This window comes from Streptomyces sp. NPDC039462, from assembly GCF_055639375.1.
Genome location: NZ_JBVKAO010000001.1, coordinates 1919312 through 1945007, shown reverse-complemented (window position 1 = coordinate 1945007; position 25696 = coordinate 1919312). Strand labels below are relative to the sequence as shown.

General features: G+C 70.7%; 20 protein-coding genes and 1 pseudogene. 12 read left to right on the top strand and 9 right to left on the bottom strand.

The genetic code is table 11. The annotated features are described in order from the left end of the window. From ACZ7LU_RS07775 to ACZ7LU_RS07750, 6 genes are read left to right on the top strand one after another with little or no spacing between them, the layout of a single operon-like run. Entirely contained in the window at nucleotides 1–1269 is a 1269-nt protein-coding gene (locus tag ACZ7LU_RS07775; RefSeq protein ID WP_471916502.1) for a DUF4910 domain-containing protein, read from the top strand. Beyond that, nucleotides 1266–2579, top strand: coding sequence for a hypothetical protein (locus tag ACZ7LU_RS07770; protein ID WP_471916044.1), 1314 nt, complete (start codon nucleotides 1266–1268; stop codon nucleotides 2577–2579). Before ACZ7LU_RS07775 ends, ACZ7LU_RS07770 begins: the two co-directional genes overlap by 4 nt. Then, nucleotides 2576–3523, top strand: coding sequence for a glycosyltransferase family 2 protein (locus ACZ7LU_RS07765; protein ID WP_471916043.1), 948 nt, complete (start codon nucleotides 2576–2578; stop codon nucleotides 3521–3523). Before ACZ7LU_RS07770 ends, ACZ7LU_RS07765 begins: the two co-directional genes overlap by 4 nt. Then, entirely contained in the window at nucleotides 3520–4716 is a 1197-nt protein-coding gene (locus tag ACZ7LU_RS07760; RefSeq protein ID WP_471916042.1) for a polysaccharide pyruvyl transferase family protein, read from the top strand. Before ACZ7LU_RS07765 ends, ACZ7LU_RS07760 begins: the two co-directional genes overlap by 4 nt. Continuing rightward, nucleotides 4713–5264 carry a dTDP-4-dehydrorhamnose 3,5-epimerase gene (rfbC, locus tag ACZ7LU_RS07755; RefSeq protein WP_468307828.1) on the top strand — a complete coding sequence of 184 codons (552 nt, stop codon included), beginning with the start codon at nucleotides 4713–4715 and terminating at the stop codon, nucleotides 5262–5264. Before ACZ7LU_RS07760 ends, rfbC begins: the two co-directional genes overlap by 4 nt. Before the next feature lie 7 nt (nucleotides 5265–5271). Then, nucleotides 5272–6597: a glutamate-1-semialdehyde 2,1-aminomutase gene (locus ACZ7LU_RS07750; protein WP_471916041.1), complete on the top strand. Its 1326-nt coding sequence runs from the start codon at nucleotides 5272–5274 to the stop codon at nucleotides 6595–6597. A 7-nt stretch (nucleotides 6598–6604) separates the two neighbouring features. Here ACZ7LU_RS07750 and ACZ7LU_RS07745 read toward each other — a convergent pair whose 3' ends face one another. Both ACZ7LU_RS07745 and ACZ7LU_RS07740 read right to left on the bottom strand, forming a co-directional pair. After that, a complete protein-coding gene (locus ACZ7LU_RS07745; protein ID WP_471916040.1) occupies nucleotides 6605–7336 on the bottom strand; it encodes a phosphatase PAP2 family protein in 732 nt (243 codons plus the stop codon). A 347-nt stretch (nucleotides 7337–7683) separates the two neighbouring features. Then, nucleotides 7684–8808, bottom strand: coding sequence for a PLL family lectin (locus tag ACZ7LU_RS07740; protein WP_468084364.1), 1125 nt, complete (start codon nucleotides 8806–8808; stop codon nucleotides 7684–7686). 519 nt (nucleotides 8809–9327) lie between these two features. Here ACZ7LU_RS07740 and ACZ7LU_RS07735 point away from each other — a divergent pair. Then, a complete protein-coding gene (locus ACZ7LU_RS07735) occupies nucleotides 9328–9687 on the top strand; it encodes a hypothetical protein (protein WP_471916039.1) in 360 nt (119 codons plus the stop codon). 131 nt (nucleotides 9688–9818) lie between these two features. On the opposite strand, the pseudogene ACZ7LU_RS07730 reads toward ACZ7LU_RS07735, so the two are convergent. The 3 genes and pseudogenes from ACZ7LU_RS07730 to ACZ7LU_RS07720 all read right to left on the bottom strand — a co-directional run. After that, nucleotides 9819–10566: pseudogene (locus ACZ7LU_RS07730) on the bottom strand (IS30 family transposase); the annotation flags it as partial. 127 nt (nucleotides 10567–10693) lie between these two features. Then, the gene (locus tag ACZ7LU_RS07725; protein WP_471916038.1) at nucleotides 10694–14059 is read right to left on the bottom strand and encodes a S8 family peptidase; all 3366 of its coding nucleotides are present in this window, start codon (nucleotides 14057–14059) and stop codon (nucleotides 10694–10696) included. Nucleotides 14060–14273: 214 nt separating this feature from the next. Next, the gene (locus ACZ7LU_RS07720) at nucleotides 14274–15743 is read right to left on the bottom strand and encodes a non-reducing end alpha-L-arabinofuranosidase family hydrolase (RefSeq protein WP_471916037.1); all 1470 of its coding nucleotides are present in this window, start codon (nucleotides 15741–15743) and stop codon (nucleotides 14274–14276) included. Nucleotides 15744–16130: 387 nt separating this feature from the next. On the opposite strand from ACZ7LU_RS07720, the gene ACZ7LU_RS07715 reads away from it, so the two are divergent. Together ACZ7LU_RS07715 and ACZ7LU_RS07710 are read left to right on the top strand one after the other, a co-directional pair. Next, nucleotides 16131–17966 carry a glycoside hydrolase family 9 protein gene (locus ACZ7LU_RS07715; RefSeq protein WP_471916036.1) on the top strand — a complete coding sequence of 612 codons (1836 nt, stop codon included), beginning with the start codon at nucleotides 16131–16133 and terminating at the stop codon, nucleotides 17964–17966. 53 nt (nucleotides 17967–18019) lie between these two features. After that, the gene (locus tag ACZ7LU_RS07710; RefSeq protein ID WP_471916035.1) at nucleotides 18020–19483 is read left to right on the top strand and encodes an endo-1,4-beta-xylanase; all 1464 of its coding nucleotides are present in this window, start codon (nucleotides 18020–18022) and stop codon (nucleotides 19481–19483) included. Nucleotides 19484–19574: 91 nt separating this feature from the next. Here ACZ7LU_RS07710 and ACZ7LU_RS07705 read toward each other — a convergent pair whose 3' ends face one another. Further along, nucleotides 19575–20060 (bottom strand): carboxymuconolactone decarboxylase family protein, encoded by a 486-nt coding sequence (locus ACZ7LU_RS07705; protein ID WP_471916034.1) that lies wholly within the window; start codon nucleotides 20058–20060, stop codon nucleotides 19575–19577. Between the two features lie 198 nt (nucleotides 20061–20258). Here ACZ7LU_RS07705 and ACZ7LU_RS07700 point away from each other — a divergent pair, with 198 nt between their 5' ends. The 3 genes from ACZ7LU_RS07700 (at nucleotide 20259) to ACZ7LU_RS07690 (ending at nucleotide 23294) form a co-directional block, all read left to right on the top strand. Then, complete coding sequence (locus tag ACZ7LU_RS07700; protein ID WP_471916033.1) at nucleotides 20259–21182, top strand: RNA polymerase sigma-70 factor; 924 nt, start codon at nucleotides 20259–20261, stop codon at nucleotides 21180–21182. An 88-nt stretch (nucleotides 21183–21270) separates the two neighbouring features. Next, nucleotides 21271–21888 carry an ArsR/SmtB family transcription factor gene (locus tag ACZ7LU_RS07695; protein WP_471916032.1) on the top strand — a complete coding sequence of 206 codons (618 nt, stop codon included), beginning with the start codon at nucleotides 21271–21273 and terminating at the stop codon, nucleotides 21886–21888. Beyond that, nucleotides 21888–23294: an MFS transporter gene (locus ACZ7LU_RS07690; protein ID WP_471916031.1), complete on the top strand. Its 1407-nt coding sequence runs from the start codon at nucleotides 21888–21890 to the stop codon at nucleotides 23292–23294. Before ACZ7LU_RS07695 ends, ACZ7LU_RS07690 begins: the two co-directional genes overlap by 1 nt. A gap of 11 nt (nucleotides 23295–23305) precedes the next feature. On the opposite strand, the gene ACZ7LU_RS07685 is transcribed toward ACZ7LU_RS07690, so the two are convergent. The 3 genes from ACZ7LU_RS07685 to ACZ7LU_RS07675 form a co-directional block, all read right to left on the bottom strand. After that, nucleotides 23306–24604, bottom strand: a complete 1299-nt coding sequence (locus ACZ7LU_RS07685; protein WP_471916030.1) for an MFS transporter — start codon at nucleotides 24602–24604, stop codon at nucleotides 23306–23308. Next, nucleotides 24601–25287 carry a GNAT family N-acetyltransferase gene (locus tag ACZ7LU_RS07680; protein WP_471916029.1) on the bottom strand — a complete coding sequence of 229 codons (687 nt, stop codon included), beginning with the start codon at nucleotides 25285–25287 and terminating at the stop codon, nucleotides 24601–24603. Before ACZ7LU_RS07680 ends, ACZ7LU_RS07685 begins: the two co-directional genes overlap by 4 nt. A gap of 165 nt (nucleotides 25288–25452) precedes the next feature. Then, complete coding sequence (locus ACZ7LU_RS07675) at nucleotides 25453–25656, bottom strand: MbtH family protein (protein WP_067045059.1); 204 nt, start codon at nucleotides 25654–25656, stop codon at nucleotides 25453–25455. Between the last annotated feature and the right edge of the window lie 40 nt (nucleotides 25657–25696).

Genomic DNA, 25696 nt, shown 5'->3' with positions numbered 1-25696 from the left:
ATGTCCGGCGAGAAGATGTACGAACTGGTGGAGCGGCTGTACCCCCTCTGCCGGAGCATCACGGGCGACGGTGTCCGCGCCACCCTCGGCATCGTCGACGAGTACATCCCGCTGCAGGTGCACGAGGTGCCGACCGGGACGCAGGTGCTCGACTGGACGGTGCCGCAGGAGTGGAACATCCGGGACGCGTACGTCGCCGACGCCGACGGCAACCGCGTCGTCGACTTCGCCGCGTCCAGCCTGCACGTGCTCGGCTACAGCGTGCCGGTGTCGACGACCATGCCGCTGGCCGAGCTGCGCGCACACCTGCACACCCTGCCCGACCACCCGGCCTGGGTGCCCTACCGCACCAGTTACTACAAGCCGGAGTGGGGCTTCTGCCTGGCCCAGGAGACCCTGGACGCGCTGCCGGACGGCGACTACGAGGTGCGCATCGACTCCACACTCGCCGACGGTCACCTCACTTACGCCGAGCACGTAGTACCCGGGCAGGTCCCGGACGAGGTGATCGTCTCCTGCCACGTGTGCCACCCGTCGCTCGCCAACGACAACCTGGCCGGCATCGCGGTGGCGACGTTCCTGGCCCGGGCGCTCGCGGAGACGACGCCGTACTACACCTACCGGTTCGTCTTCGCGCCCGGCACCATCGGCGCGATCACCTGGCTGGCCCGCAATGCCGAGCGGATCGACCGGGTCAAGCACGGGGTGGTGCTCGCCTGCGCCGGCGACCGGGGGGACCTGACGTACAAGCGGAGCAGGCGCGGCGACGCGGAGATCGACCGGGTGATGCGGCATGTGCTCACCGCGTCCGAACGCCCGCACCGCGTCACCGAGTTCACTCCGTACGGCTACGACGAGCGGCAGTATTGCTCGCCCGGCTTCAACCTCGGGGTGGGCTCGCTCACCCGCACGCCGTACGCCGGATATCCCGAGTACCACACCTCGGCGGACAACCTGGACTTCGTCTCCCCGGAGGCGATGGCGGACACGCTCGCCGTGTGCCGCGAGGCGTTCGCCGTGCTCGACCGCAACCGGCGGTACGTCAACCTCAGCCCCTACGGCGAACCCCAGCTGGGCCGACGCGGGCTGTACGACGCGCTCGGCGGCCGCAGCGACACCAAGCAGGCCCAGATGGCCATGCTGTGGGTGCTCAACCTCTCCGACGGCGAGCACAGTCTGCTGGACGTCGCCGAGCGGTCCGGGCTGTCGTTCGACACCGTCGCGGGCGCGGCCGACGCCCTGCGGGGCGCCGGGCTGATCAAGCCATGACGCCGATGCCCACCGAGGGGAAGGATCCGGGTCCGGCGGCGCCGACGCCGCCGGCCGGATCCGCCCGGCGTGCCCTCGCAGGCCGGCTGTCCTGGGGCCTTGCCGACCAGGCGGCCTCCAGCATGAGCAACTTCGTGGTGGGGGTCTACGTGGCCCGCTCGCTCGGGGTGACCGCGTTCGGCGTGTTCAGCCTGGCCTGGGTGACCTACGGCGTGGTGCTCAACGTCTCCCGCGGCGTTGCCACCGACCCGCTCGTGGTGCGCTTCAGCGGCGTGTCGGACGCGTCCTGGCGGGGGGCGGTGGCCCGTTCGTCGGGTACGGCGCTCGGCGTCGGCGCCGCCCTCGGTGTGGTGTCCGTGGTGGCGGGGCTCGCTCTCGGCGGCCGGCTTGGGGCCGCGTTCGCCTGCCTCGGCGTCGTCCTGCCGGGGCTGTTGCTGCAGGACGCGTGGCGGTTCGCGTTCTTCGCCGCCGGGGCCGGGCGGAAGGCGTTCGTCAACGACCTCGTGTGGGGCGCCGCGCTCGTCCCCGCCATGGTGGTGGCGGCCCAGGTGGGCACCGTGACCGCCTTCGTGCTGGCCTGGGGCGGGTCCGCCGCGGTGGCCGCAGCGTACGGCTGGTTCCAGTCCGGCATCCGGCCCCACCCGGCCGGAGCGCGCGCGTGGGTGCGCGAGCACCGTGACCTCGGCTACCGGTATCTGGTCGAGAACGTCAGCAACAGCGGCGCGAGCCAGCTGCGGGCCTACGGGCTCGGCGCGATCGTCGGGGTCGGCGCGGTCGGTGTGATCAGGGGCGCCGAGCTCCTGCTCGGCCCGTTCATGGCCGTGCTGATGGGTCTCTCCCTCGTCACCGTCGCGGAGGCGGCCCGGGTGCTGCGGCGGGCCCCGCACCGCCTCGGCGCGTTCTGTCTCCTGCTGGGCGGCGGGCAGGCCGCCGCCGCGCTGCTCTGGGGCGGGGCGCTGCTCCTCGTGCCGGACCGGCTCGGCGAGCTCGTGCTCGGCGGCGTCTGGGGCGCCGCATCCGAACTCATCGTGCCCGTCACGCTCGGTGTCGCGGGCGCCGGGCTCGGCACCGGCGCGGCGGCCGGGCTCCGGGCGCTCGGCGCGGCCCGGCGCAGCCTGCGCAGCCAGCTGTTCGCCTCCGCCTGTTACGTGGGCGGCGGGCTCGGCGGGGCGGCCGCCGGCGGCACGGTCGGCTCGGCCTGGGGCGTCGCCGCCGCCACCGTCGTCGGCTCGGCCGTGTGGTGGCTGCAGCTGCGGGCCGCCCTGCGTGAGCACCACCGCAACTCGATTCCCGAAGTGAGGACTTCATGACCGCGCACCCCAGGCTGAGCATCGGCCTGCCCGTCTACAACGGCGAGGAGTACCTCGCCGAGGCGCTCGACGCCCTGCTCGGCCAGACGTACGAGGACTTCGAGCTGGTCATCTCCGACAACGCCTCGACCGACGGGACCGAGGACATCTGCCGCCGGTACGCCGCGCTGGACCCGCGCATCCGCTACATCCGGCTGCTCCGGAACATCGGTGCCGCGCCGAACCACAACTACGTGTTCACCCAGTGCCACGGCGAGCTGTTCAAGTGGGCCTCGCACGACGACCTGTACGCCCGGGACCTGCTGCGGCGCTGCGTGGAGGCGCTGGACGAGCGGCCCGAGCTGGTCCTCGCCCACTCCGGCCAGGCGGTCATCGACGGCGAAGGTCAGGTGAAGGTGCCGTACGAGTACGGGCTCGCCACCGACTCGCCGCACGCGCCCGAGCGCTTCCGCAGTCTGCTGTTCGAGCCCGGTGGCGACGACTTCTACGGGGTGATGCGGGCCGACGTGCTGCGCCGGGTGAAGCCGCACGACAGCTACCACCACGCGGACCGCACGTTCGTCGCCGAGATCACCCTGCACGGCCCCTTCCACCAGGTGCCCGAGCTGCTGTACTTCCGCCGCGACCACCCCACCCGCGCCGAGCGTGCGAACCCTTCCAAGCGCTCCCGGTGCGTCAACCTGGACCCGCGCCGGGCGGGCCCGCTGCACCCGACGCCCCGGCTGCTCGCCGAGTACGTCTGGGGTTTCGTCGCGGCGATCCGGCGGGCGCCGCTGTCCCCCGCCGACCGGCGCGCCTGCTACGGCCACCTGGCCGCGTGGATGACCAGCCGGGCCAGGCCGGGCGCCGGCGAGCGGGTCGAGGACCGCGCCCCGGTCGACCCGGCCGAGCTCGCCGTCTCCGTCGACGCCCTCGTCGCGGGGCGCGAGGGGAGGCGGCCGTGACCCCGGTGCGGGTGGGGGTGTTCGGCCTGCTCGGCTCCGGAAACCTCGGCAACGACGGATCACTGGAAGCCGTGCTCGGATACCTCCGCGCCGAGCACCCGGAGGCGGTCGTGGACGCGCTGTGCGGTGGGCCGGAGGTCGTCGCATCCCGGTACGGGATCCCCGCGACGCGGCTGCACTGGTACCGCGGCGAGTACCGCACCGCCTCCCGTGCGGGCGCGATCGCCGGGAAGGGGCTCGGCAAGCTCGTCGACGTCTTCCGCACCGCCGCCTGGGTGCGCAGGCACGACGTGGTGATCGTGCCGGGCATGGGTGTTCTCGAAGCCACGCTGCCGCTGCGGCCGTGGGGCTTCCCGTACTCGCTGTTCCTGCTCTGCGCGAGCGGCCGGCTGCTGGGGACCCGTGTCGCGCTGGTCGGGGTCGGCGCCGCTCCGATCGCGGACCGGCCGACCCGAGCCCTGGTGCGCCGGGCGGCACGGCTCGCCGCCTACCGCTCGTACCGGGACACCCTGTCCCGCGACGCGATGCGGGCGATGGGCGTGGACACCGCGCGCGACGAGGTCCACCCGGACCTCGCGTTCGCCCTGCCCGCGCCGGCCGCCGCCGCGTCCCCGGGCACGGTCTGCGTCGGGGTCATGGACTTCCACGGCGGCAACGACGACCGCGCCAGGGCCGAGGAGATCCACCGCCGCTACCTCGCCGGGACGACCGCCTTCGTGCGCGCCCTGGTCGAGGACGGCAGGACGGTCCGGCTGCTCACCGGCGACGCGTGCGACGCGCCGGTGGCCGAGGCCATCCTCGCCGCGGTGGACTCGCCGCTGGTCACCGCCGCCGAAGCGGCCTCGCTCGCGGACCTGTTGAGGGAGACGGCGGCCGCCGACAGCGTCGTCGCGACCCGCTACCACAACCTGGTCTGCGCGCTGAGGGCCGGCACCCCGACGCTCGCCGTCAGCTATGCGGCGAAGAGCGACGCGCTCATGGACCGGATGGGCCTCGGCGCGTACTGCCATCCGGCCCTCGAGGTCGACGCCGACCGGCTGCTCGAACAGTTCCGGGCCCTGGAGAAACACGCGGCGGAGCTGCGCCGGACCCTCACCGAACGCAACGAGGCCGCCGCCCGGCAACTCGCCCGCCAGTTCGCCGCGTTGACCACGGCCCTGTTCCCGCCGACCGCCCCGCAGGAGACCCGATGAAAGCGACCGAAGTCCCGGCGATCGCCGGGGCATACCTCTTCGAGCCGACGCCGTACGCCGACGAACGCGGCTTCTTCTGCCGCACCTTCGACGCCGACGTGCTCCGCTCGGTGGGCCTCGACCCGCACGCCTTCGTCCAGGACAGCCTGTCCCGCTCGGTCCGGGGCGTGCTGCGCGGCCTGCACCTGCGCTCCGGCGCCGGCGAGGCCAAGCTGGTGCGGTGTTCGTACGGGAAGGTCTTCGACGTCGTCGTGGACCTGCGGGCGGACTCGCCGACGTACCTGGGCCGCGCCTTCTTCGAGCTGTCCGGCGAGACGCAGACGACCCTGTACATCCCGGCGGGGTGCGCGCACGGTTTCCAGGCGCTGACCGAGACCGCCGACACCTCGTACCGGATCGACCGCCCGCACGATCCGGCCGAGGACGTGACAATCGCCTTCGATGATCCGGAGCTCGCCATTCCGTGGCCGTTGCCGGTCACCTCGATGTCCCAGCGGGACCGGGAGGCGCCGAGCCTCGCCGAGGTCCTGAAGCAGAAGGAGAGCTGAACCCACCGTGGACGACGAAGAGTTCTCCCTGCCCCGGTCGTGGGCGGCGAACGAGCGGCTGCACGCCCTGATCCCCGGAGGCGCGCACACGTACGCCAAGGGCGACGACCAGTACCCCGAGAACCTGGCCCCGGTCATCAGCCACGGCCACGGTGCCCATGTGTGGGACATCGACGGCAACCGCTACATCGAGTACGGCTCCGGCCTGCGGTCGGTCAGCCTCGGCCATGCCCATCCTCGCGTACTCGAAGCGGTGCGGCGGGAGATCGACCGCGGCGGCAACTTCGTCCGGCCTTCCATCGTGGAGGTCGATGCCGCGGAGCGCTTCCTGGCCACCGTGCCGACCGCCGAGATGGTGAAGTTCGCGAAGAACGGCTCCGACGTCACCACCGCCGCGGTGCGCCTCGCCCGCGCCGTCACCGGGCGTCCGCGCGTGGCGATCTGCGGCGACCATCCGTTCTTCTCCGTCGACGACTGGTTCATCGGCACCACACCGATGTCCGCCGGCATCCCGGCGGCGACCACCGAACTCACGGTGTCGTTCCCCTACGGAGACCTGGCCGCGACGGAGGAGCTGCTCACCCGCCACCAGGACGAGATCGCCTGCCTGATCCTCGAACCCGCAGGCCACACCGAGCCCCCGCCCGGCTACCTCGCGGGCCTGCGCGAACTGGCCGACCGGCACGGCTGCGTGCTGATCTTCGACGAGATGATCACCGGCCTCCGCTGGTCGGAAGCGGGCGCCCAGGGCCTGTACGGCGTCGTGCCCGACCTGTCCACGTTCGGCAAGGCGCTGGGCAACGGATTCGCCGTCTCCGCGCTCGCCGGGCGCCGCGAGCTGATGGAGCGGGGCGGACTGCGCCACTCCGATGAGCGGGTGTTCCTGCTCTCCACCACGCACGGCGCGGAAACACACGCGCTGGCGGCCGCGATGGCCGTGCAGACCACCTACGTCGAAGAGGGCATCACCGCGCGGCTGCACGCGCTCGGCGAGCGGCTGGCCGCCGGTGTCCGCGAGGCCGCGGCCGGCATGGGCGTCGGCGATCACGTCGTCGTCCGGGGCCGGGCCAGCAACCTGGTCTTCGCCACCCTCGACGAGAACCGGCGGCCGTCGCAGGAGTACCGCACCCTGTTCCTGCGCCGGCTCCTCGCGGGCGGGGTGCTCGCCCCGTCGTTCGTGGTGAGCAGCGCGCTCGACGACGCCGACATCGACCGCACCGTCGAGGTGGTGGCCGAGGCGTGTGCGGTGTACCGGAAGGCGCTGGACGTCGCCGACCCCACGCCCTGGCTGGCCGGACGGCCGGTGAAGCCCGTGTTCCGCCGCTTGGCGTGACGCGACGTCAGCGGCGGCCGTGCCGACGGGAGTCGGCCACCCGGTCGACCAGCCACGCGGTCGCGGGTACCACCGCCAGCGCGGTGCACCAGCCGCCGAGGACGTCGGTCGGGTAGTGCGCGCCCAGAGCGACCTGCGCCCAGCCCATGGCGGCACCGGCGACCAGCGCCGCGGCGAGCACGAGCGCCAGGGCGGCGGCCCGGCCGAGGCCGAGCCGGCCTGCCGCGAGCAGCGCCACCACGAGGGCGAGCGCGGTGAGGAAGGCGGTGTGCCCGCTCGGATAAGACAGGTTGCCCTCACCGTGGATGGTGCGTCCCACCACGGGCTTGAGCAGCGTCGTCGCCCCCACGGTCAGGGCCGCGCCGGCGACGACGAGCACCGCCGCGCGCGTCCACCGAAACAGCAGACAGCCCGTCACGGCGGCCACGACCAGCGCCGCCGCTCCCCCGGGCTCCCCCAGGAAGTCCGTGGCCAGAGCGGCGTACCGACACGGAGGCCGCACGCTGTCCGCCGTCGGCTCGACGAGCCACCCGTCCACCCGGCCGGGCTCGCTGTGCCCCGCGTACAGAACCCCGAGCACGAGGACTCCCAGCGCGGCGAGACCGGCGACCAGCCCGAGCCACGCGCGCAGCGACGGCGGCAGCAGCGGCGCGGACGCGGGCCGGCCGGCCGACTCCCGGCCCGGACTTCCCGGGGCAAGGCAAGGCTGCGCATCCTCGTCCGACCGGTGGACAGTCATGAACCAGCGCCTCCCTGGCGGCCCGGGCCCATGCCGCGCATATCGCGTTCCGAGCCCACCCTAACCAACAACGCGTGTGCGGCACACGGGCGTTGCGCGGCTCGCTCGGCAACACACGGACCGACAGACCGGACGGGTGGAACCGGCCTGCCTATCCCCCGTCGACCTCGTGGTCGGCGGCTTCGTTGGCGCGGTTGATACCGCCGACGGACACCGGAGCGGTTCAGTCAGCCATGACGACAACCGGGCACAGGGCCCCAGCCATCAAGGAGCGTCACGACTCCATGATCCTGTGACCTGTGCCCGTCCGCAGCCGGAGCCTCCGGCGCGGCTGTCCGCGCAACCTCTTACGCCAACGACCACCAGTTGACCCAGAGGTCCGAGTCATCGGTGATGACGAAGGCGTACGGCCGTTCCTTGGCGCTCGGGGTGTCCTGCATGGTGAGTGCCTCGCCGGGGCGTTCGATGACGCGGCCGGGCGGGGTGTTCTGGGCGGCCCAGTGCCACGCCTTCCCGTCCCACCAGTTGACGTACAGCTTCGAGTCGTCGGCGATCACGAAGACGTACGGGCGGGTGAAGGCGTTCGGGTCGTCCTTCATCGTGACCACGCCGACGGAGTCCAGGATGAGGCGGCCGCTGGGCGAACCCTGCGCGCTCCAGTTCCACTTGGCGCCGTCCCACCAGTTCACGTACAGCTTCGAGTCGTACCCCTGCACGAAGGCATAGGGGCGCTGCTGTGCGTTCGGGTCGTTCTGGACGCTGATGACACCGACGCCCTCCTTGACCGGCTGTCCCGACGGCGCACCCTGGTCGCTCCAGTTCCACTTGGAGCCGTCCCACCAGTTCACCCAGACCCGGGAGTCCTCGGTGATGACGAACACGTACGGGCGCGTGAAGGCATTCGGGCCGTCCTTCATCGCGGTGACGCCGAGCGGGCGGGAAATGGTGTGGTTCGGCGGCGCGCCCTGGTCGCTCCAGTTCCACTTGGAGCCGTCCCACCAGTTCACCCACAGCCGGAAGTCGTCGGTGATGACGAAGACGTACGGGCGCTGCTTCGCGTTCGGGTTGTCCTGGACCGAGACGACCCCGACGCCCTCACGGACCAGCCGCCCGCTCGGTGCGCCCTGGTCGCTCCAGTGCCACTTGCTGCCGTCCCACCAGTTGACGTGCAGCTTCGAGTCGTCGGTGATGACGAAGGCGTACGGCCGCTGCTGCGTGTTCGGCCCGTCCTGGACCGTGACGGCGCCGACCTTCTCGGTGATCGTGCGCCCGGCCGGCGTGCCCTGGTCGCTCCAGTGCCACGCTTTGCCGTCCCACCAGTTGACGTGCAGGCGCGAGTCGTAGCCGCGCACGAAGACGTACGGCCGCTGGGCGGCCTGGGCGTCGTCCTTCATCGTGACGGCGCCCATCGTGGCCCGGACACCGACTGTGGTGGTGGGTTGTTCCTGGTCGCTCCAGTGCCATGAACCCATCGCGTTCCCTCCCGGCCCACACCCGGCTGGCGGGTGAGGCATGCGATTCACTGTCTGCTCCTGCGTCGCAGAACGTAGTTGGGGCGTCTCGTCGCGTGAAGGGCAGGCCGAAGAATTGGCGTGTTTCGTGGCGTACGCCCGCCATGCCGTGAAGGCGGCGATGTGGCCGACACGTTGACCGGACTGGATACGGACGGCCGACTCGCGCCCTCGTGCGGGGGAGGACGGCCCCACTGCTCGCCACCACATGTCAGTGATCGTGTGTCGCGACGATCCCGGAATCCGCTTGCTGACGCCTCGGCGGGTGCAGCCGCCGGGAACTGGATACCGCTGCCGCCGAATTCAACAACGGTCCACTCATAAGGCTCGGCTGGGTTTCCGCAGCCGAGCGCCTGCAGTCCCTCCAGCACGAGCTCACGTGGATAACAGGTCAACCTCATACAGGGCGCTTGACGGGGTGCGCAGCTCCGGCGCTACTTGTCGGTGCTCACTGCGTAAATGCCGATCAAAGGGGACTCAATGGGAAAGATCATGCGATCGAGGCTGACTGTCACGCTGACGATTGCCGCCGTCGTCGGCCTCGCCCTTCCGGGAGTGGCGGGTGCGGCGGATGGCTCGCCCCAGCTCAGGACCGACACGGCCTGTAACGACGGAAAGGCGACAACATTCGAAAACGTGGTCGTCCGCACCAGTACCAGTACCAGTACCAGTGCCGCTGTGGTGACCACTGCCCTGAAGGGGCAGACGTGGGCCTGTGGCTCATCCAGCCCCTTCCTGGGCGGCCGGTATACCGCTTGCGGAACATCGAACGGCAATACGTGGTTCTACGTCTACACCGCCAACTACTCCGGCTATAGCGCGTCAGCTTGCTGGGGGTGACGCTACCCGCGTGACACCTCCCACCGCCGAGAGGCGCATTCGGGCGGTCTTCGCGTCACAGTGATCAACTGGCTGTCTCCCGGAGCTTTGCGAGGCGCTCGGCTGGGGTTCATCTCGTTGCCCTGGTCTCAGGTGAGAGATCGACGCAGGTGGGGCGGCAGGTGTCCGATGGTTTCGGCGAGCGCCAGCATGGCGAAGCGGGTCGTCCGTTCGACGAGGGTGCCGATGGCGGAGCGGTGGCCGGTCTCGATAATGCAGTCGCCCTTCCAGTGTCCTGGGACGGCCCGATCGGCGGCTTCGGCTGGACGGTCACTGATCATCACCATGGGTGTGGTGTAGCGGGGCTTGCGCCTGTTGGACTGCCGGTGCGGCTTGCGCATGGTCCGTCCTGTGCGCAGTGCATGGGCCAGTTTCCGGCGCAGTTCACCGCGGCCCTGGCCGCAAAAGGGCCTGGTAGATCGTCTCGTGGACCACGTGCATCGCCGGCCGGTTGGGGAAGCTCCTGCGCAGAACATGGCAGGTCTGCTCGGGGCTCCATCGCCTTGGGAGGCGCTCCTGGATGAAGCCCCTCAGCCTCGGGCTCTGGCCGATCTTGCCGGGCTTGGGCCGCAGTCTGTGAGCCTCGGCGTGGCGTTGAGCGGCGTAGGGCCGGTAGTGGGTGCGGCCGTCTGGCAGTGCGGTGCTGTTGCGGCGGATCTCCCTGCTGATAGTCGACGGGCTACGGCCCAGCTCGGCAGCGATGGTGCGGATGGTTGCCTTCTCGCAGAGGCGGTCGACCACGTGGGTCCGTCCGCTCTCCGACAGAAACGGAAGGCACACCGATGCCGGGGCCGACGGAGCGGGACGCCGGGACCACGGGGGCCGGCCCGCCTGTCTCCAGCCACCCTTCGGACTCTGCCGACAACAGCGTGACGGCGCGCCAAAAAAGGGCCGGGCCACGGGAAGTGTTCCCGTGGCCCGGCCTCATGACGTGGCCGCTGGGCCCGTCACTGATGTGGACGTCGCGTCACGGCGCCAGCCGGTACGCGTTGGTGATCGTCTCGGTCACGGTGTTGCCCGCCGTGTCCTTCAGGTACACGCGGTACGACACGGCCTTGGCCGTCGCCGGGTGCTTGACGCTCGCCGTGTGCGCCCCCGTGGTGCCGGTCGTGACGGGGGCCGACTTCCATGTGCTGCCGCCGTCGTAGGAGACCTTGACGGTCAGGGAGGCGATCCTGTCGGAGTCCGCCGCCGCGCCGGCCACCTTCAGCGGCACCTTGAGCGTGCTGCCCGCCGGGGCCGTGCCGTTCAGTGCCAGTTTCGGGGCGAGGCGGACGGTGGAGAGGGGCAGTGTGGTGGGCGGCTCGTCGGGCGTCTTCGCCGACTTGAACGTCCAGACCGCGGCCACCTTGGTGCTGGTCGTGGCGACCTTGGCCGCGCGGGTGGCCTCCATGGTCAGGCGGTAGGAGGCGGAGGCGGCCGGGAGTTCGGCGTTCACCGCGCCGGGGCCGCCCTCGGCGAGGACGCGGCCGCCCGACTCGAGCCGGGTGAAGCCGCCGGTCGTCACGGAGCTTCCCGCGTGCCCCGCGCCGTCGCTGAAGAGCTGGACGTACGCGTCCATGGCGTTGCCCGCGCGGCGCGCGCCCTGCCCGTCATCGGCGTCGAGGTCGGGGCCGACGACGCCGGTGTTGAAGTTCAGCGTGTAGCGCTTGCCCGCCTTGTACGCGACCGTGTCGGTGCCGTAGTCGATGGTGGACTCGCCCGCGTCGTCGAGCTGCGCCATGGCCCAGGTCCAGCGCATGTCCTTGGTGCTGACGAAGCTCGTGCCGGAGGCCGGGAGCTTCATCGCGGTCACCGGCTGGAGAGGCGGGTAGTAGTCGTTCTTGCCGATCGGCATGGCGGACAGCGTGCCCTTGCGTCCGGCGGCGGAGGAGCCGACGCCGTACTTCACCTCGGCGAGTTCGGCTTTGGTGGCGGCGTGCTTCAGGCCCGAGAACCAGCTGCCGCTGCGGCTGAAGGCCAGCCGGTAGTCGACCTTGTTCGCCGCCGTGCCCGATCCCTTCCAGACGCCGTTGTACTGGGCGTTCAGGGTCGGCGATTCGGCGCCGATGCCTAGGGTGCGGACGACGGTGCCGTCGCCGAGGCTCCAGCTGCTCGCGATGCCGAGCGCCGTGTCGTCGTAGCTGATCTGCGACTGCGCGAGACGCGCGCCGGCGTCCGGGGTGGTGACGGCGACCGGCTTGGCCTTGCGCGAGTCGAGCGTGACCGTGGCGGTCGCACCGATCTTCAGCTTCGGCTGGACGAAGACCGCGAAGCTCCTGCTCGCGCCGTAGACGGAACTCTCCAGCGCGTACGTGCCCTTCGGCACCCGCAGGGTGACCGGCCCCTCGCGGAAGGGCACCTCGATCTTCCGCTGCGTGCGGTCGGTGAGCGTGGTGGTGTAGTTGGACGAGTTCCTGCCGTTGACGTCGAGATGCTTCAGCGTGAGGTCGTACGACTCGACCTCACGGTCGACGACGAGGCCGGTTCGCACCTCCTGGCCGTCACCGGCGGCCAGCAGTGTCCCGCCGTAGATGCCGTCGGCGGTGCCGAGCCTGGTGTCGGCGGTGACGGTGGTCTTCGCGGTGCCGCCCGCAGGGACGGTGAGCTTGGCGTCCTTGACGGTGAACATGCCCGCCGGGCCCGGGCGGCCCTTGGGGTCCAGGGCGTCGGCGGAGAGCGTGAGGGTGACGGGCTCGGTGCCGAGGTTGCGGTAGGTGACGGTCTTGGTGACCGGCTTGTCGTCGGTGTGCGGCCAGGCCTGTGTGCCGAAGGCGACCGTGCCGGGCTCGGGGACGACGGACGCGGTGACGGCGCGCGTCAGGTCGACGCGGCCCGCTCCCTGCTCATAGGCGTTGAGCTTGGGGTGGGGCTTGGCGGATCCGGTCAGTGCGGCCTTGAGCTGCGGTCCTGTCCACTTCGGGTGCTGCTGGAGGAGCAGGGCGGCGGAACCGGCCACGTGCGGGGTCGCCATCGAGGTGCCCGACATGGCGACATAGGGGTCGCCCTCGGAGCCGTCGGACATCTGCGTGGAGCGTGCGGCCGTGATGTCGTCGCCGGGTGCGGTGAGGTCGGGCTTGGTGACACCGTCGGCCTGCGGGCCCCTGCTAGAGGTCTCCGCGATGTTGTCCTGCTTGTCGACGGAGCCGACGGTCAGGGCGTCGGGGGCGCTGCCGGGCGAGTTCAGCGTGCCGGCCTCGGGGCCGTCGTTGCCCGCCGCGATGACGAAGAGTGCCTTGCCGGAGAGCCGTGCGACGGCCTCCTCCAGCGGGTCGACTCCCGGCGAGTCGAGGCTGCCCAGGCTCAGGTTGACGATCTTGGCCTTGCTGTCGACCGCCCACTGCATGCCTGCGGCGATGCTGGACTCTGTGCCCGTGCCCTCCACTTCGGAGATGACCTTGCTGTCCAGGACCTGTACGTCGGGCGCCACGCCCTTGTACTTGCCGCCCGACTTGGCCCCGGAGCCCGCGAGGGTCGAGGCGACGTGCGTGCCGTGGCCCATGCGGTCCTTGGCGTCGGGCGAGGACTCGGTGAAGTTCTTCTCGGTGACCTCGACGTTCTTGAGGTCCGGGTGCGTCTGGTCGACCCCGGTGTCCAGGACGGCGACCTTGACGCCCTTGCCGGTGTAGCCGGCCCGCCACATGGTGGGGGCGCCGATCTGCGGCACGCTCTTGTCGAGGGCGGGGCGGACCTTGGCGTCCAGCCAGACGTGCGCGATGGCCGGTGCCGCGGTGGCACGCGCGTTCGTACGGCTCCCCGTCCCGCTGCCCGTACCGCCGGTGAGCTCAGCCCAGACCTTCTCCGCACCGGACTTGGGCGCGTCGAACGCCTCGCCGCCGATGGCGGGCAGCGTACGGCGGTCGCGGGCGAGGCCCCGGAAGGTGCCGCCGGAGCGGCTGTTGACGCGGCCCGGCCGGTACTTGACGATCAGCGGCAGCGACGCGCGGTGGGCGTCGTCGTACTTGTCCCTGACGAGCCGTGTGACGTCGAAGAGACGCCGGTCAAGCCTGCCCGCGCTGATCAGCGACTGGGCGTCCTGCGGCACGACGTACGTGTGCCCGGCCTCGCGCCGCACCGCGATCGCGACCTCCTCGCGGCCCTCGCCGCGGATCAGCCGGACGACCTGCTTGCCCCCTGCCCGGACGACCACGCGGTCGCCGGTCACCAGCGTGACGGTCTTCGTCTTCCCGCCCTGCGCGGCCCGGCCGGTCTTGGTCTCCCCACTGGTACCGGTCCGTGTGTCCGCGGTGCGGTCCGGTCCTGTCCCGGAGTCGGCCGAGGCCACCCCCGCGACCAGAGCGCCGGACACCACGGCGGCTATCGCCGCCGTCCCCACCCTCGATATGACTGCCACCCGATTTGCCTGTCTTTTGAGCGTGCCTGATGTGGTCGCCCGTAACACGTGATCTTGCAGGCGTTTGGTTCTGGGGAGGCGGAAGATTCCTGAGATATTTTTGGGAACGGCGGCCGATATACCGCCAGAGACGGTCAAATCCCCCTAGGTGCGGGGGTCCTACGGCATGACGCAAGCGGTGCTCACGTCGCGCCCGGTCCAGATGGCCAAGCCGTCAGCGGCGCAGTGTCAGCAGCCCCGGGCGGTAGGGCAGGAGGCCGTAGTCGCCGCCGGAGTTGGGGCTGCGTCCCTGGTAGAGCAGTTGCAGGTTGCAGGGGTCGACGGTCATGGTCTGGTCGGCGCCGGTGCGGAGCAGTTCGCCGTGGCTGATGTCGTTGGTCCAAGTGGCGCCGCTGTTGGCCTTGCCGGCGAAGGGGTTGCTCTCGGTCGCCGCCTGGGGTGTCCATGTGCCGTTCAGACTCGTGGCCGTGAACGAGCGGAAGTAGCGGCCCTGAGAGCCGATCGCCTCGACGATCATGAGGTAGCGGTTCTGGCCCTGGAGCTTGTAGACCTGCGGGGCTTCGAACAGGTTGTTCGTCGTATCGCTCATGACGACCGTCGAGGTCGCGCCGAAGCTGCCCGGGAAGTTCCCGATCGGCATACTGGCCCGGTAGATCTTGCCGTTGTCACCGGCGAAGAACAGGTACATGTTCGTCCCGTCACCGATGAGCGTCTGGTCGATGGGGCCGGTGCCGGAGCCGGGAATGCTTCCGGAGAAGAGCACTTGCTCGGACGACCAGCCGTTCGGGTTGGTGGGGTCGCTCGACGTCCGGTAGGAGAAGGAGGTCCCGCCCCACTGATAGGCGAGCACCCAGATGTTCTTCGGCGCGAAGTAGAAGAGCGTGGGCGCGACGGTGGACGTCGACATCGCGTTCTGACTTGCCGAGCCCATCTCCGACCAGTTGGTGAACAGGCCGAAGTTCATCGAACCCCAACGCGTCCCCGTGTCGTGCGTCGTCGCGTAGACGAGCTGCTTGCCGTTGTACGGGACGACGGTGAAGTCCTTGAGCGAGACCCACCCCGGCTTGGGCTGCGCCAGCGCGCCCGTGGAGCTCCAGCGGTATGTCGACGGAAGGTCGCACGGGCCGGGGTTGCCGCTGCCGACCTTGACGAGCTGCCACTGCTGGTTGGCGCCGCCCCAGTCGTCGTACTGGACGATGTTCGCGTTGTCGGCGGTGGAGGCGCCCTGCACTTCGAGGGCCTTGCCGCTGTGGCGCGCGATGAACCGCACGTAGCCGTCCGAGCTCTCGGCCAGGCGCCACTGCTGGTTGGTGCTGTTCGAGTCGGCCCACTGGACGATGGAGCCGCCGTTGGCGGTGGACCGGTTGGAGACGTCCAGCACCTTGCCGGAGTGGCGGGACTTGATGCGGTAGTTGCCGTCACCGGAGTCGACGAACTGCCACTGCTGCTGGTTCTGGTCGTTCCTGGTCCACTGGGTGATGCGCGCGCCGTCGTGGGTCGCCAGATTGTGGACGTCCAAGGCCTTGCCGCTGTTGCGGTTGACCAGCACATACCAGGCGTTGGTGTCGACGGTCGGCGCCGCGGCGGCGGGCGGGGCACCGAGGAACGTGGCGGCGAGCAGCAAGGGCGCCAGGACGGCGAGTAAGCGTCTCAGGTGGGTCATGGGCGGATGGCGGAGCGACATCGGAAGACCTCCCGAAAACTTTCGGAAAACTCTCGAATCAACTGACGCCACAAGCTAGGTAGGTGGGACCTCTCGGTCAAGACCTGTCACCGAGCTGTCCGCAAACAACGGCTATCCCCAAGCAGCGGCTCCCTTTCGGGCTCGATCAGCATGCCGGGCCGACCGGAAAACTCTCGGAAGTTTGTGACCAGGCAGGTCAGACTCTGGCCGTCACATCGTCAACTCCTCTATGCACCCGCACCTGTTGACGACCGTCCCGCCCCTCATTACTGTCCGCCTCGAATCTTCGACGTACCGACCGTGGTTCGATATTTCGACTGGGAGCGCTCCCAGTTTCCGGCGCCGCGCCCCTCCCCCTCCCCCCTCCTCCCAACACCGGAGCCGCTCATGTCCCCCGCCCCCACCCCCGCCACTTCGTTACGCCGACCCAGACGCGTCGCCGCCACCCTGCTGACGAGTTCCCTCCTCGTCGGGGGCCTCCTGACCGCGCCCGCAGCGGCAGCCGTCCCCTCCGCGGCGGCCGCGACCACGGCCGTGCGCGTCAACCAGGTCGGCTACCTGCCGGACGGACCCAAGCGCGCCACCGTGGTCACCACGGCGACACAGTCGCTCGCCTGGCAGTTGCGCGACGCGTCCGGAAGGGTGGTCGCCTCCGGTGCGACGGTCCCGCGCGGCGCGGATGCCCCGTCCGGGCAGTCCGTCCAGGTGGCCGACTTCTCTTCGTACCGAGGGTCCGGCTCGGGATATGTCCTGGCGGTGGACGGCAGCGGCAGCGTGCCCTTCGACATCCGCGCGAACCTGTACGACGCTCTGCGCTCCGACGCGATGGCGTTCTTCTACCACCAGCGCAGCGGCATCCCCATCGACGCCTCCCTAGGGGGCTCCGCCTACGCGCGCCCGGCCGGACACCTCGGGGTCGCGCCCAACCAGGGCGACACCTCCGTTCCGTGCCAGGCCACCGTGTGCGACTACAAGCGGGACGTCAGGGGCGGCTGGTACGACGCGGGTGACCACGGCAAGTACGTGGTGAACGGCGGCCTTTCCACCTGGCTGGTGGTCAACTCCTTCGAGCGGGCCGAGCGGGCGGGCAAGGACGCGGCACTCGGCGACTCGACCCTGCGGGTCCCCGAGCGGGACAACGGCGTTCCCGACGTCCTGGACGAGGCTCGCTGGGAGCTCGACTTCCTGATGCGGATGCAGGTGCCGCGGAACAAGCCGTACGCGGGCATGGCGTTCCACAAGATCCACGACGCGGAGTGGACCGGCATACCGACCCGCCCCGAAGAGGACGCCCAGCCCCGCGAGCTGCACCGTCCGTCCACGGCGGCGACCCTGAACCTCGCGGCAGCCGCGGCACAGTGCGCCCGCGTCTTCCGGCCCTACGACGCCGCGTTCGCCGACCGCTGCCTGTCGGCCGCCCGCCGGGCGTGGACGGCGGCCCGGACCAACCCGGCCCTGTACGCGCCGGATTCGGACAGCACGGGCGGCGGAGCCTACGGCGACACCAAGGTCACCGACGAGTTCTATTGGGCGGCCGCCGAGCTGTACGCCACGACCGGCGACAGCCGTTACCGGGACGCGATCACCGAGTCGTCCTGGCACACCTCCCCAACTGCCTTCTCCGCCTACGGATTCGGCTGGGCGGACACAGCGGCGCTCGGCCGGCTCACCCTGGCCACGGTCCCCAACGAGCTGCCCACCGCGGACCTGGCCCGCGTCCGTTCGTCGGTGACCTCCGCCGCCGACGGCTATCTGTCCAGGATGGCCGGCCAGGGCTACGCGGTGCCCGTCCCTGCGGACGGCTACTTCTGGGGCTCCAACGGTGAGGTCGCCAACGACGCGATCGTCCTGGCCGTCGCCGGGGAGTTGACCGGCAAGCGGCGCTACCGCGCCGGCGCGCTCGAGGTGATGGACTACCTGCTGGGCCGCAACGCCATCGGCCAGTCCTACGTATCCGGTTACGGCGAGACGTCCTCGCGCAACCAGCATCACCGCTTCTGGGCACACCAGGCGGACGCCTCATTGCCCCATCCTCCGGCGGGGTCCCTGGCGGGCGGTCCGAACAGCGCGCTCCAGGACCCGGTGGCGCAGGAGAAGTTGGCCGGCTGCGCGCCCGCCGCCTGCTACATCGACGACATCGGCTCGTACTCCACCAACGAGGTGGCGGTCAACTGGAACGCCCCGCTTGCCTGGCTCGCCGCGTACGCCGCCGAGCGGCCGTGACGCGTCCCGCTGCTCTTCAGTCCTTCCGTGATGTCTACCTTGGAGGCACAGTCATGTCTTCGCACGCCATTCCCCCACCTACGTCTGCTGCGCCCGCACCCGCCGTCCGCCGGAGGTTCGGCGGTCTCCTCATAGCGCTGATCGTCGGCGTCCTCGGTGCGGTCGCCGCACCGGTCGCGCCGCCGGCCGCACACGCCGCCGAGAGTGCGGCCGAGAGCACGCTCGGCGCCGCGGCGGCGCAGAGCGGCCGCTACTTCGGCACCGCCATCGCCTCGGGCAGGCTGGGCGACTCGGCGTACACGACGATCGCGGGCCGCGAGTTCAACTCGGTGACGGCCGAGAACGAGATGAAGATCGACGCCACCGAACCCCAGCAGGGCCGGTTCGACTTCACCGCCGGTGACCGCGTCTACGACTGGGCGGTGCGGAACGGCAAGCAGGTGCGCGGCCACACCCTGGCCTGGCACTCCCAGCAGCCCGGCTGGATGCAGAGCCTCAGCGGCAGCTCCCTGCGCCAGGCGATGGTCGGCCACATCAACGGCGTGATGTCCCACTACAAGGGCAAGATCGCCCAGTGGGACGTCGTGAACGAGGCCTTCGCCGACGGCAGTTCGGGAGCCCGGCGCGACTCCAACCTGCAGCGCACCGGCAACGACTGGATCGAGGTCGCCTTCCGCACCGCGCGCGCCGCCGACCCGGCCGCCAAGCTCTGCTACAACGACTACAACGTCGAGAACTGGACCTGGGCCAAGACCCAGGCGATGTACTCCATGGTCCGGGACTTCAAGCAGCGCGGCGTACCGATCGACTGCGTCGGCTTCCAGTCGCACTTCAACAGCGGCAGCCCGTACAACAGCAACTTCCGCACCACACTGCAGCAGTTCGCCGCCCTCGGCGTCGACGTCGCCATCACCGAACTCGACATCCAGGGCGCCCCGGCCTCGACCTATGCCGCCGTGACCAACGACTGCCTGGCCGTCCCGCGCTGCCTCGGCATCACCGTCTGGGGCGTGCGCGACACCGACTCCTGGCGGCCGGAGCACTCGCCGCTCCTTTTCAACGGTGACGGCAGCAAGAAGCCCGCGTACACCGCCGTCCTCAACGCACTCAACGCCGCCTCCCCCACACCCCCCGGTGATGCCGGACAGATCAAGGGCGTCGGTTCTGGCCGCTGCCTTGACGTGCCCGGCACCGGCACCACCGACGGCACCCAGCTCCAGCTGTGGGACTGCCACAACGGCACCAATCAACAGTGGACCCGCACCGCCGCGGGTGAGCTCAGGATCCACGGCGACAAGTGCCTGGACGCCGCCGGCACCGCCAACGGCACCAAGGTCCAGATCTACAGCTGCTGGGGTGGCGACAACCAGAAGTGGCGTATCAACTCCGACGGAACCATCGTCGGCGTCCAGTCCGGCCGCTGCCTCGACGCCACCGGGGCCGGCACCGCCAACGGCACCCTGATCCAGCTCTACTCCTGCTCGAACGGCAGCAACCAACGCTGGACCCTCACCTGAGGGACCCGGCTGATCAAGCTGTCGTGTCGTCCGGTGGCGGCGGCTGCGGTTGCGTTGCGGCCGCAGCCGCGTCCGGCGGCGTCGGGGCTGGTCAGACGGCGATGGTGGCGAGGTTGCCGGGCTCGTAGGTGCCGCCCTGGTTGTTGAGGATCACGCCGAGCCGGTTGGTCGCGTTGATCATGGCGATCAGGGAGACCAGGGCGATGGCCTGGTCGTCGTCGTAGTGCTTGCGCACTCGGGCCCAGGTCTCGTCGGAGACACCTTCGTAGCCGTCGATGATGCGTGTGCCTTCCTCGGTGAGGGCCAGCGCGGCCCGCTCGGCCTCGGTGAACACGGTGGAGTGGCGCCAGGCGGCGACCAGGTTCAGCCGGGCCGAGGTCTCACCGGCGGCCGCGGCGTCCTTGGTGTGGATGTCGACGCAGAAGCCACAGCCGTTGATCTGGCTGGCGCGCAGCTGCACCAGCTCCTGGGTCGGCTTGGGCAGCGGCGACTCCTGGATCACCTGGCTGACGGCGAAGATCCGCTTGCCGATCTTGGCGCCGATCTCGTGGGCGAACAGGTTCATACGGGGTTCCATCACAACGTCCTCGCTTGTGGAAGCGTGTGCCGCGCGGATCGTCCGCGCGGCGTCCTGACGCCCATAAGGCGCCGGTCGCCGTGGGGTTGTGACAGTTCGGCTGTGTGATGAGGGCCACCGGGGTTGGGTGTCACAGGGGCGTGGCGGGCGGCGTCTTGTGCGCGACAGGGGCAAGAGACGCGATAGGCGGGAGCCACGATGGACGAGGACACCGAGCGAGCGACCGGCGTGACGGGGCACAGCCCTCACGCCGATGAGGCGGACTCCGCCACCGAGGCATTCGTCGCCCACCGCAATCTGCTGTTCACCGTCGCCTACGAGATGCTCGGCTCTGCCGCCGACGCGGAGGACGTCCTTCAGGAGACCTGGCTGCGCTGGGCGGACGTCGACCACGACACGGTGCGGGACCCGCGCGCCTTCCTGGTTCGCATCACCACGCGCCAGGCGTTGACCCGGCTGCGTACGCTGCGTCGGCGCAAGGAGTCCTACGTCGGACCCTGGCTGCCCGAACCCCTGCTGACCGCGCCCGATGTCGCCGAGGACATCGAGCTGGCCGACAGCGTCTCCATGGCGATGCTGCTCGTGCTGGAGACGCTCACGCCGACCGAGCGGGCCGTGTTCGTGCTGCGCGACGTCTTCGACCTCGGGTACGACGACATCGCGCAGGCCGTCGACAAGACCCCCGCCGCGGTCCGGCAGATCGCCCACCGCGCACGGGCCCACGTCGCGGCACGCCGGCCGCGCGAGGTCGTCTCCCCTGATCAGACACGCAGTGTGCTCGCGGCTTTCCAACGGGCCGTCGAAACGGGGGACTTGCGGCGCCTGCTCGACGTGATCGCTCCGGACGTGGTGCTGCTGACCGACGGCGGCGGAGTCGTACGGGCTGCGCTGGAGCCCGTCGTGGGAGCCGAAGCGGTGGCCGACGTGTTGTGCAGGCTCACGTCCGCGACCTTGCAGCCGGCACAGGTCAACGGCCACCCCGCACTGATCCTGCGCACGGGCGGCGAAACCGACACCGTCCTGGCGGTACACCTCGAAGGCGGCCTCATCGCCGGGCTCTACGCCGTCCGCAACCCCGAGAAGCTGTCACGTATCAGCCGGGTGACCGCAGTGGGCCGCTGAGTCGACCCGAACCCCAGAGAACTCTTCGCAGAGGATTCTTTGCGAAGAACTCTTTGCGAAGAGTTCTTCGTGGAATACCGTGAGGGTCATGGCTGATGCAGTGGAGAGGCCGAACGGCCCGAACGAGGAAGACGATTCAGTTGTCCTGGATGCCAAGGGGCTGCGCGCCCTGGCGCATCCGGTGCGCGTGCAGTTGGTCGGACTGCTGCGCAAGCACGGCCCGTCGACGGCCACCCGCCTCGCGGAGCGGCTGGACGTGAATTCCGGTACGGCGAGCTACCACTTGCGGCAGCTCGCCGCGGCCGGCTTCGTGGCCGAGGACACCGGAAGAGGGAACGCGCGGGAACGGTGGTGGCGTTCGGTCCACCAGCTGACGCGCTTCAACCACGAGGACCTCGCCGAGCGGGAACCGGAGGCGGCGCTTGCCTACCTGCGGTCGGTGCACAACGCGCACGTCCTGCGCACCCAGCAAGGGCTCAACGGTTTGCAGACCTTGCCCCGGCCGTGGCGGGAAGTCTTCGACATGAGCGACGCCACGCTCCGGCTCACCCCCGCGCAGGCCCAGGAGTTGCGTACCGAGATCCTGGCGGTGATCGACCGCTACCCGCGCGCTGCGGCTGACGAGGACCCCGAAGCCACCGAGCGGGTCTGGGTGAACTTCCAAGTCCTGCCGGAAGCCGACATACCCTCGCACGAGGTGGGCTGATGCGGTACGAGAAGACAGCGGAGACCGACCGGGGCCGGTTACGGCCGCTCGCAGGAGTACTCGCGGCGCTGCTGGTCGCGCACAGCGGCACCAGGATCTCGGCCATCGCCATTCCGTGGTTCGTGCTGGTGACGACCGGCAGCGCCACGCAGACCGGTCTGGTCGCGTTCTGCGAGATGGCGCCCTATGTGGTGGTCAAGGCCTTCGCCGGCCCACTGGTCGACCGGGCAGGGCCCCGCCGGATCTCCTGGATCGCGGATGTCGTCAGCGCGGCCGCCGCCCTCCTGATCCCCCTGTTGCACACCGAAGGCCTGCTGTCCTTCGGCGTGTTGCTGGCCCTGGTGGCCGTCATCGGCACGGTCCGCAGCCCCGGGGATCTCGCGAAGGACGTCATGATCCCGGAGGCGGCCGAACGCAGCCGGGTGCCGCTGGAGCGGGCGACGGGACTCCAGGGCGTGTTCGATCGCCTGGCAGGAACCGTGGGGCCTGCCGCCGGTGGCACGCTGGTGGGGCTGGTGGGCCCCATGGTCGGGTTGGGCGTCAACGCCGCCTGCTTCGCGCTGGGTTCGCTGATCATCGCCGTCGCGCTGCCCGGCGGTATGGGGCAACCGCAGAAGCACCCTGCTGGGGAGGGCACGCGAGAAGCCGAAGAAGCAACGGAAGCTGAAAAAGCAGCGGAGGCTGCGGGAACCCACGATGCGCGGGACGGCTACTGGCACAGCCTGCGCCAGGGCTTCGCGTTCCTGCGCCGGCAACCGATACTGCTCGCCCTCTACACCATGCTCGGCATCACGAATCTGCTGGACGCCGCATATGTGGCCGTGCTCGTTCCCGTCTGGGCCTCGGAGTCGGGTTACGGCCCTGGCACGATCGGACTGGTGCTGGCATCGTTCAGCGTCACGGCGACCGTCGGCAGCCTCGTCGCCGCGGCGGTGGCCCATCGGCTGCGGCGCCGGCCGGTGTTCTTCCTCGGCTGGCTCGTCACGGGCGCGCCGCGGTTCCTCATCCTGACGACGGACGCGCCCTTGTGGTGCGTGGCGATGGTGATCGGTATGGGTGGCCTGGGGGGCGGCTTCATCAACCCGATCATCGGTGCCGTCACGTACGAACGCATACCCCCCGACATGATGGGGCGAGCTCAAGGCATCGGCGACGCCATCACGTGGGCCGGGATTCCCCTGGGCGGTCTGCTCGCGGGCGCCGTCGTGGCGGGCGTGGGCCTCACCCCCGCGCTGTTGGCCGCGGGCGCCGTGTATTTCCTGACGACCAACCTCACGGGCCTGCGCCCGGAATGGCGGGAGATGGACCGCCACCGCGGCAAGGGGCGGGCCGGGCAGACCCCCCACGCGACCCCGGCGGAGCCCGCATCGTCAAGGCCCGAACTCCCTTCGGCGAGCTGGCAGTGACCGCGAACTTCTCAGGAAGTCGACGAGCCCCGTCCCGCCTCCGGAGCCTGGCCGGACATGTCGCGGATGCCCTTGCTGCGCGTGGCCGTCACCGCGGCGACGGCCACCAGGGCGGGGAAGACCAGCATGGCCGGTGTCGGGCTGAAGCGGGCCAGGAGGGCACCGGCCAGGGCGGGGGCGAGTGCGGCGGCGGACCCCGCGGCGAGCAGTACGCCGCTGACCACGCGGCCTTGCAGGTGGTCCGGTGTGACGGCGGCCTGGTGGGCGAAGAGCGCCGCGTTCGCCGTGGGCCCGAGGAAGACAGCGGCGGCCAGCGGTACGGCGGCCGGCACACTGCCCGCGAGGAGCGTGCTCACCGTCATCAGCGCGGCGGTCGTCCAGCACAGCAGCCTCATCAGGACGGGCAGCCGCAACCGCCGCTGCAGCGCGGGCGCCACGAGGGCGCCGAGGAAGCCGCCCAGCGCGAAGATCGTGGAGGCGAGGCCCACCAGGGCCGGGGAGACGCCCGCGTCGAGCAGCGCGAGTGTCATCGCGAAAATCATGCCGGTGAAGGCCATGTTCAGCGGCGCGGCGATCAGCAGCAGGGCGCGCAGGAAGGGATGGCCGAGGAGGAAGCGCAGGCCCTGCGCCGCGGAGACGGTGACAGGCTGGGCCGCCTCCCGCCGGGCCTCCCGTTCGGTCTCCTGAAGAGGCCGCCGGATACAGGCGACGGCCACCAGGGAGAGCAGGTGGCTCAGCGCGTTGCCGAGGAAGGGCAGGGCGCGGCCTAGTCCGAACAGCAGGCCGCCCAGCGGCGGACCGCTCAGTGAGACGGCGTACGCGCGTGCCTCGTTGCGGGCGACGGCCGCGGTGAGCTGGTCGGGGCGGACCAGGCTGCGTATCGAGGCGTGCTCAGCCGTGCTGAAGACGGCCGTGGCGGCGGCAGTGGCGATCACCACCGCGACGATCACGGGCAGGCTCGCGGTGTCCGTGGCCACTGCCCACCCGAGCAGGGCGTACCCTGCGAGCCGCAGTACGTCGCAGGTGATCATCAGGCGGCGCCGGTCGAGGCGGTCGGCGAGGACGCCGGCCGGCAGTCGGCACACGAGGGTGGCGACGAGTCCGGCGGTGCCGACGAGCCCGGCCTGTGCAGGGGACCCGGTCTGTTGGAGCACCAGCAGCGGCAGTGCCAGTTCCACCATGGCGCCGCCGAGGTCGGACAGACACTGCCCCGACCACAGCAGATTGAAGTCGCGGTTGCGCCACAGCCCCGGCGACCGGTCGCCGTCCGCCGTCGCGGCGGTTCCCCCGCCGACGGACGGCCGGCTCATACCGGTCCCCTGGCGGGCCCGGTCCCGGCAGACCCGGCCTCGGCCGTCCCGGCTGTGGCCGTATCGGACGTACCTGCGCCTGCCGCCCCGCCTCGTACCGACTTCGCGCCGTCCGGCTCCCCGGCACTCCGCTCGTTTCCGGACTCCCGGCGTCCGGCGTCGGATGCCGCCTCATTCGGGTCCGGACACGGAATGACCATCATCTTCGTGACGGAGCCGTCGTCGCCGACGACGTCCCGGACGTGGCGGAACCCCAGGCGGCGGCACAGGGCGAGGCTGGCGGTGTTCTCGGCGCCGACCATGCCGTAGGCCTCGCTGAGCCCGAGGTTGTCGGCGGCGTGCCGGAGCAGGCCGCGCACGGCCTCGCCGCCCAGTCCCTGTCCCCAGTACGCGGGGGCGAGCGCGGTGACGAGTTCATGGCCGTCGACGTTGCCGGTGGGCTTCACCTCCGCGTGCCCGACGTAGGCGCCCGCCAGCCACAGGCCCCACACGTCGAACCGGTGCGTGGGGTAGACGTCGGTGAGGATGGCGCGGAACACCTCGCGCAGCTGTGGTTCGGGCACGAGGTCCTGGCCCATCCAGCGGCACACCTCCGCGTCCCGCAGCAGCGCGACGAAGTGGTCCTCGTGTTCGGGTCGGTACGGGAGGAAGTCCAGGCGTTCGGTGCGCAGGACGGGGGTCATGGCGGGCTCCTCGGGAGTGGTGCCGTGCGGTGGTGGGCCGAGGGCGGTGGGGCGCCGGAACGGCGACGCGTGGGGGGCGGGGGCGCCGGGCCGCCGCGGGTGCGGTCGGCCCGGCGTGCGTTCGCGGGTACGGGTGCGGATGCGGGTGTGGGTGTGGGCGGCCGGTCAGGCCCCGGCGTTCTCCATGCGCTCGCGCAGGCTCTTGGGCCGCATGTCGGTCCAGACCTCGTCGACGTAGGCGGAGCACTCGGCCTCGGTGCCCTCCTTTCCGACGGGCTGCCAGCCCGCGGGCACCTCGATGTCGGCGGGCCAGAGCGAGTACTGCTCCTCGTCGTTGCGCAGCACCTGGTAGCGGGTGTTCTCGTCCATGTCGCCTTCTTTCGTCGTTCGGTTCGGTTGATCGATGAGT

Bases quoted from the DNA above. Each gene is read 5' to 3' on its own strand.
- ACZ7LU_RS07765 (WP_471916043.1), top strand. From the start codon at position 2,576: ATGACCGCGCACCCCAGGCTGAGCATCGGCCTGCCCGTCTACAACGGC.
- ACZ7LU_RS07710 (WP_471916035.1), top strand. From the start codon at position 18,020: ATGTCTTCGCACGCCATTCCCCCACCTACGTCTGCTGCGCCCGCACCC.
- ACZ7LU_RS07715 (WP_471916036.1), top strand. From the start codon at position 16,131: ATGTCCCCCGCCCCCACCCCCGCCACTTCGTTACGCCGACCCAGACGC.
- ACZ7LU_RS07775 (WP_471916502.1), top strand. From the start codon at position 1: ATGTCCGGCGAGAAGATGTACGAACTGGTGGAGCGGCTGTACCCCCTC.
- ACZ7LU_RS07745 (WP_471916040.1), bottom strand. From the start codon at position 7,336: ATGACTGTCCACCGGTCGGACGAGGATGCGCAGCCTTGCCTTGCCCCG.
- ACZ7LU_RS07735 (WP_471916039.1), top strand. From the start codon at position 9,328: ATGGGAAAGATCATGCGATCGAGGCTGACTGTCACGCTGACGATTGCC.
- ACZ7LU_RS07720 (WP_471916037.1), bottom strand. From the start codon at position 15,743: ATGTCGCTCCGCCATCCGCCCATGACCCACCTGAGACGCTTACTCGCC.
- ACZ7LU_RS07695 (WP_471916032.1), top strand. From the start codon at position 21,271: ATGGCTGATGCAGTGGAGAGGCCGAACGGCCCGAACGAGGAAGACGAT.
- ACZ7LU_RS07680 (WP_471916029.1), bottom strand. From the start codon at position 25,287: ATGACCCCCGTCCTGCGCACCGAACGCCTGGACTTCCTCCCGTACCGA.
- ACZ7LU_RS07705 (WP_471916034.1), bottom strand. From the start codon at position 20,060: ATGGAACCCCGTATGAACCTGTTCGCCCACGAGATCGGCGCCAAGATC.
- ACZ7LU_RS07770 (WP_471916044.1), top strand. From the start codon at position 1,266: ATGACGCCGATGCCCACCGAGGGGAAGGATCCGGGTCCGGCGGCGCCG.
- ACZ7LU_RS07685 (WP_471916030.1), bottom strand. From the start codon at position 24,604: ATGAGCCGGCCGTCCGTCGGCGGGGGAACCGCCGCGACGGCGGACGGC.
- ACZ7LU_RS07700 (WP_471916033.1), top strand. From the start codon at position 20,259: ATGGACGAGGACACCGAGCGAGCGACCGGCGTGACGGGGCACAGCCCT.
- rfbC (WP_468307828.1), top strand. From the start codon at position 4,713: ATGAAAGCGACCGAAGTCCCGGCGATCGCCGGGGCATACCTCTTCGAG.
- ACZ7LU_RS07740 (WP_468084364.1), bottom strand. From the start codon at position 8,808: ATGGGTTCATGGCACTGGAGCGACCAGGAACAACCCACCACCACAGTC.
- ACZ7LU_RS07690 (WP_471916031.1), top strand. From the start codon at position 21,888: ATGCGGTACGAGAAGACAGCGGAGACCGACCGGGGCCGGTTACGGCCG.
- ACZ7LU_RS07675 (WP_067045059.1), bottom strand. From the start codon at position 25,656: ATGGACGAGAACACCCGCTACCAGGTGCTGCGCAACGACGAGGAGCAG.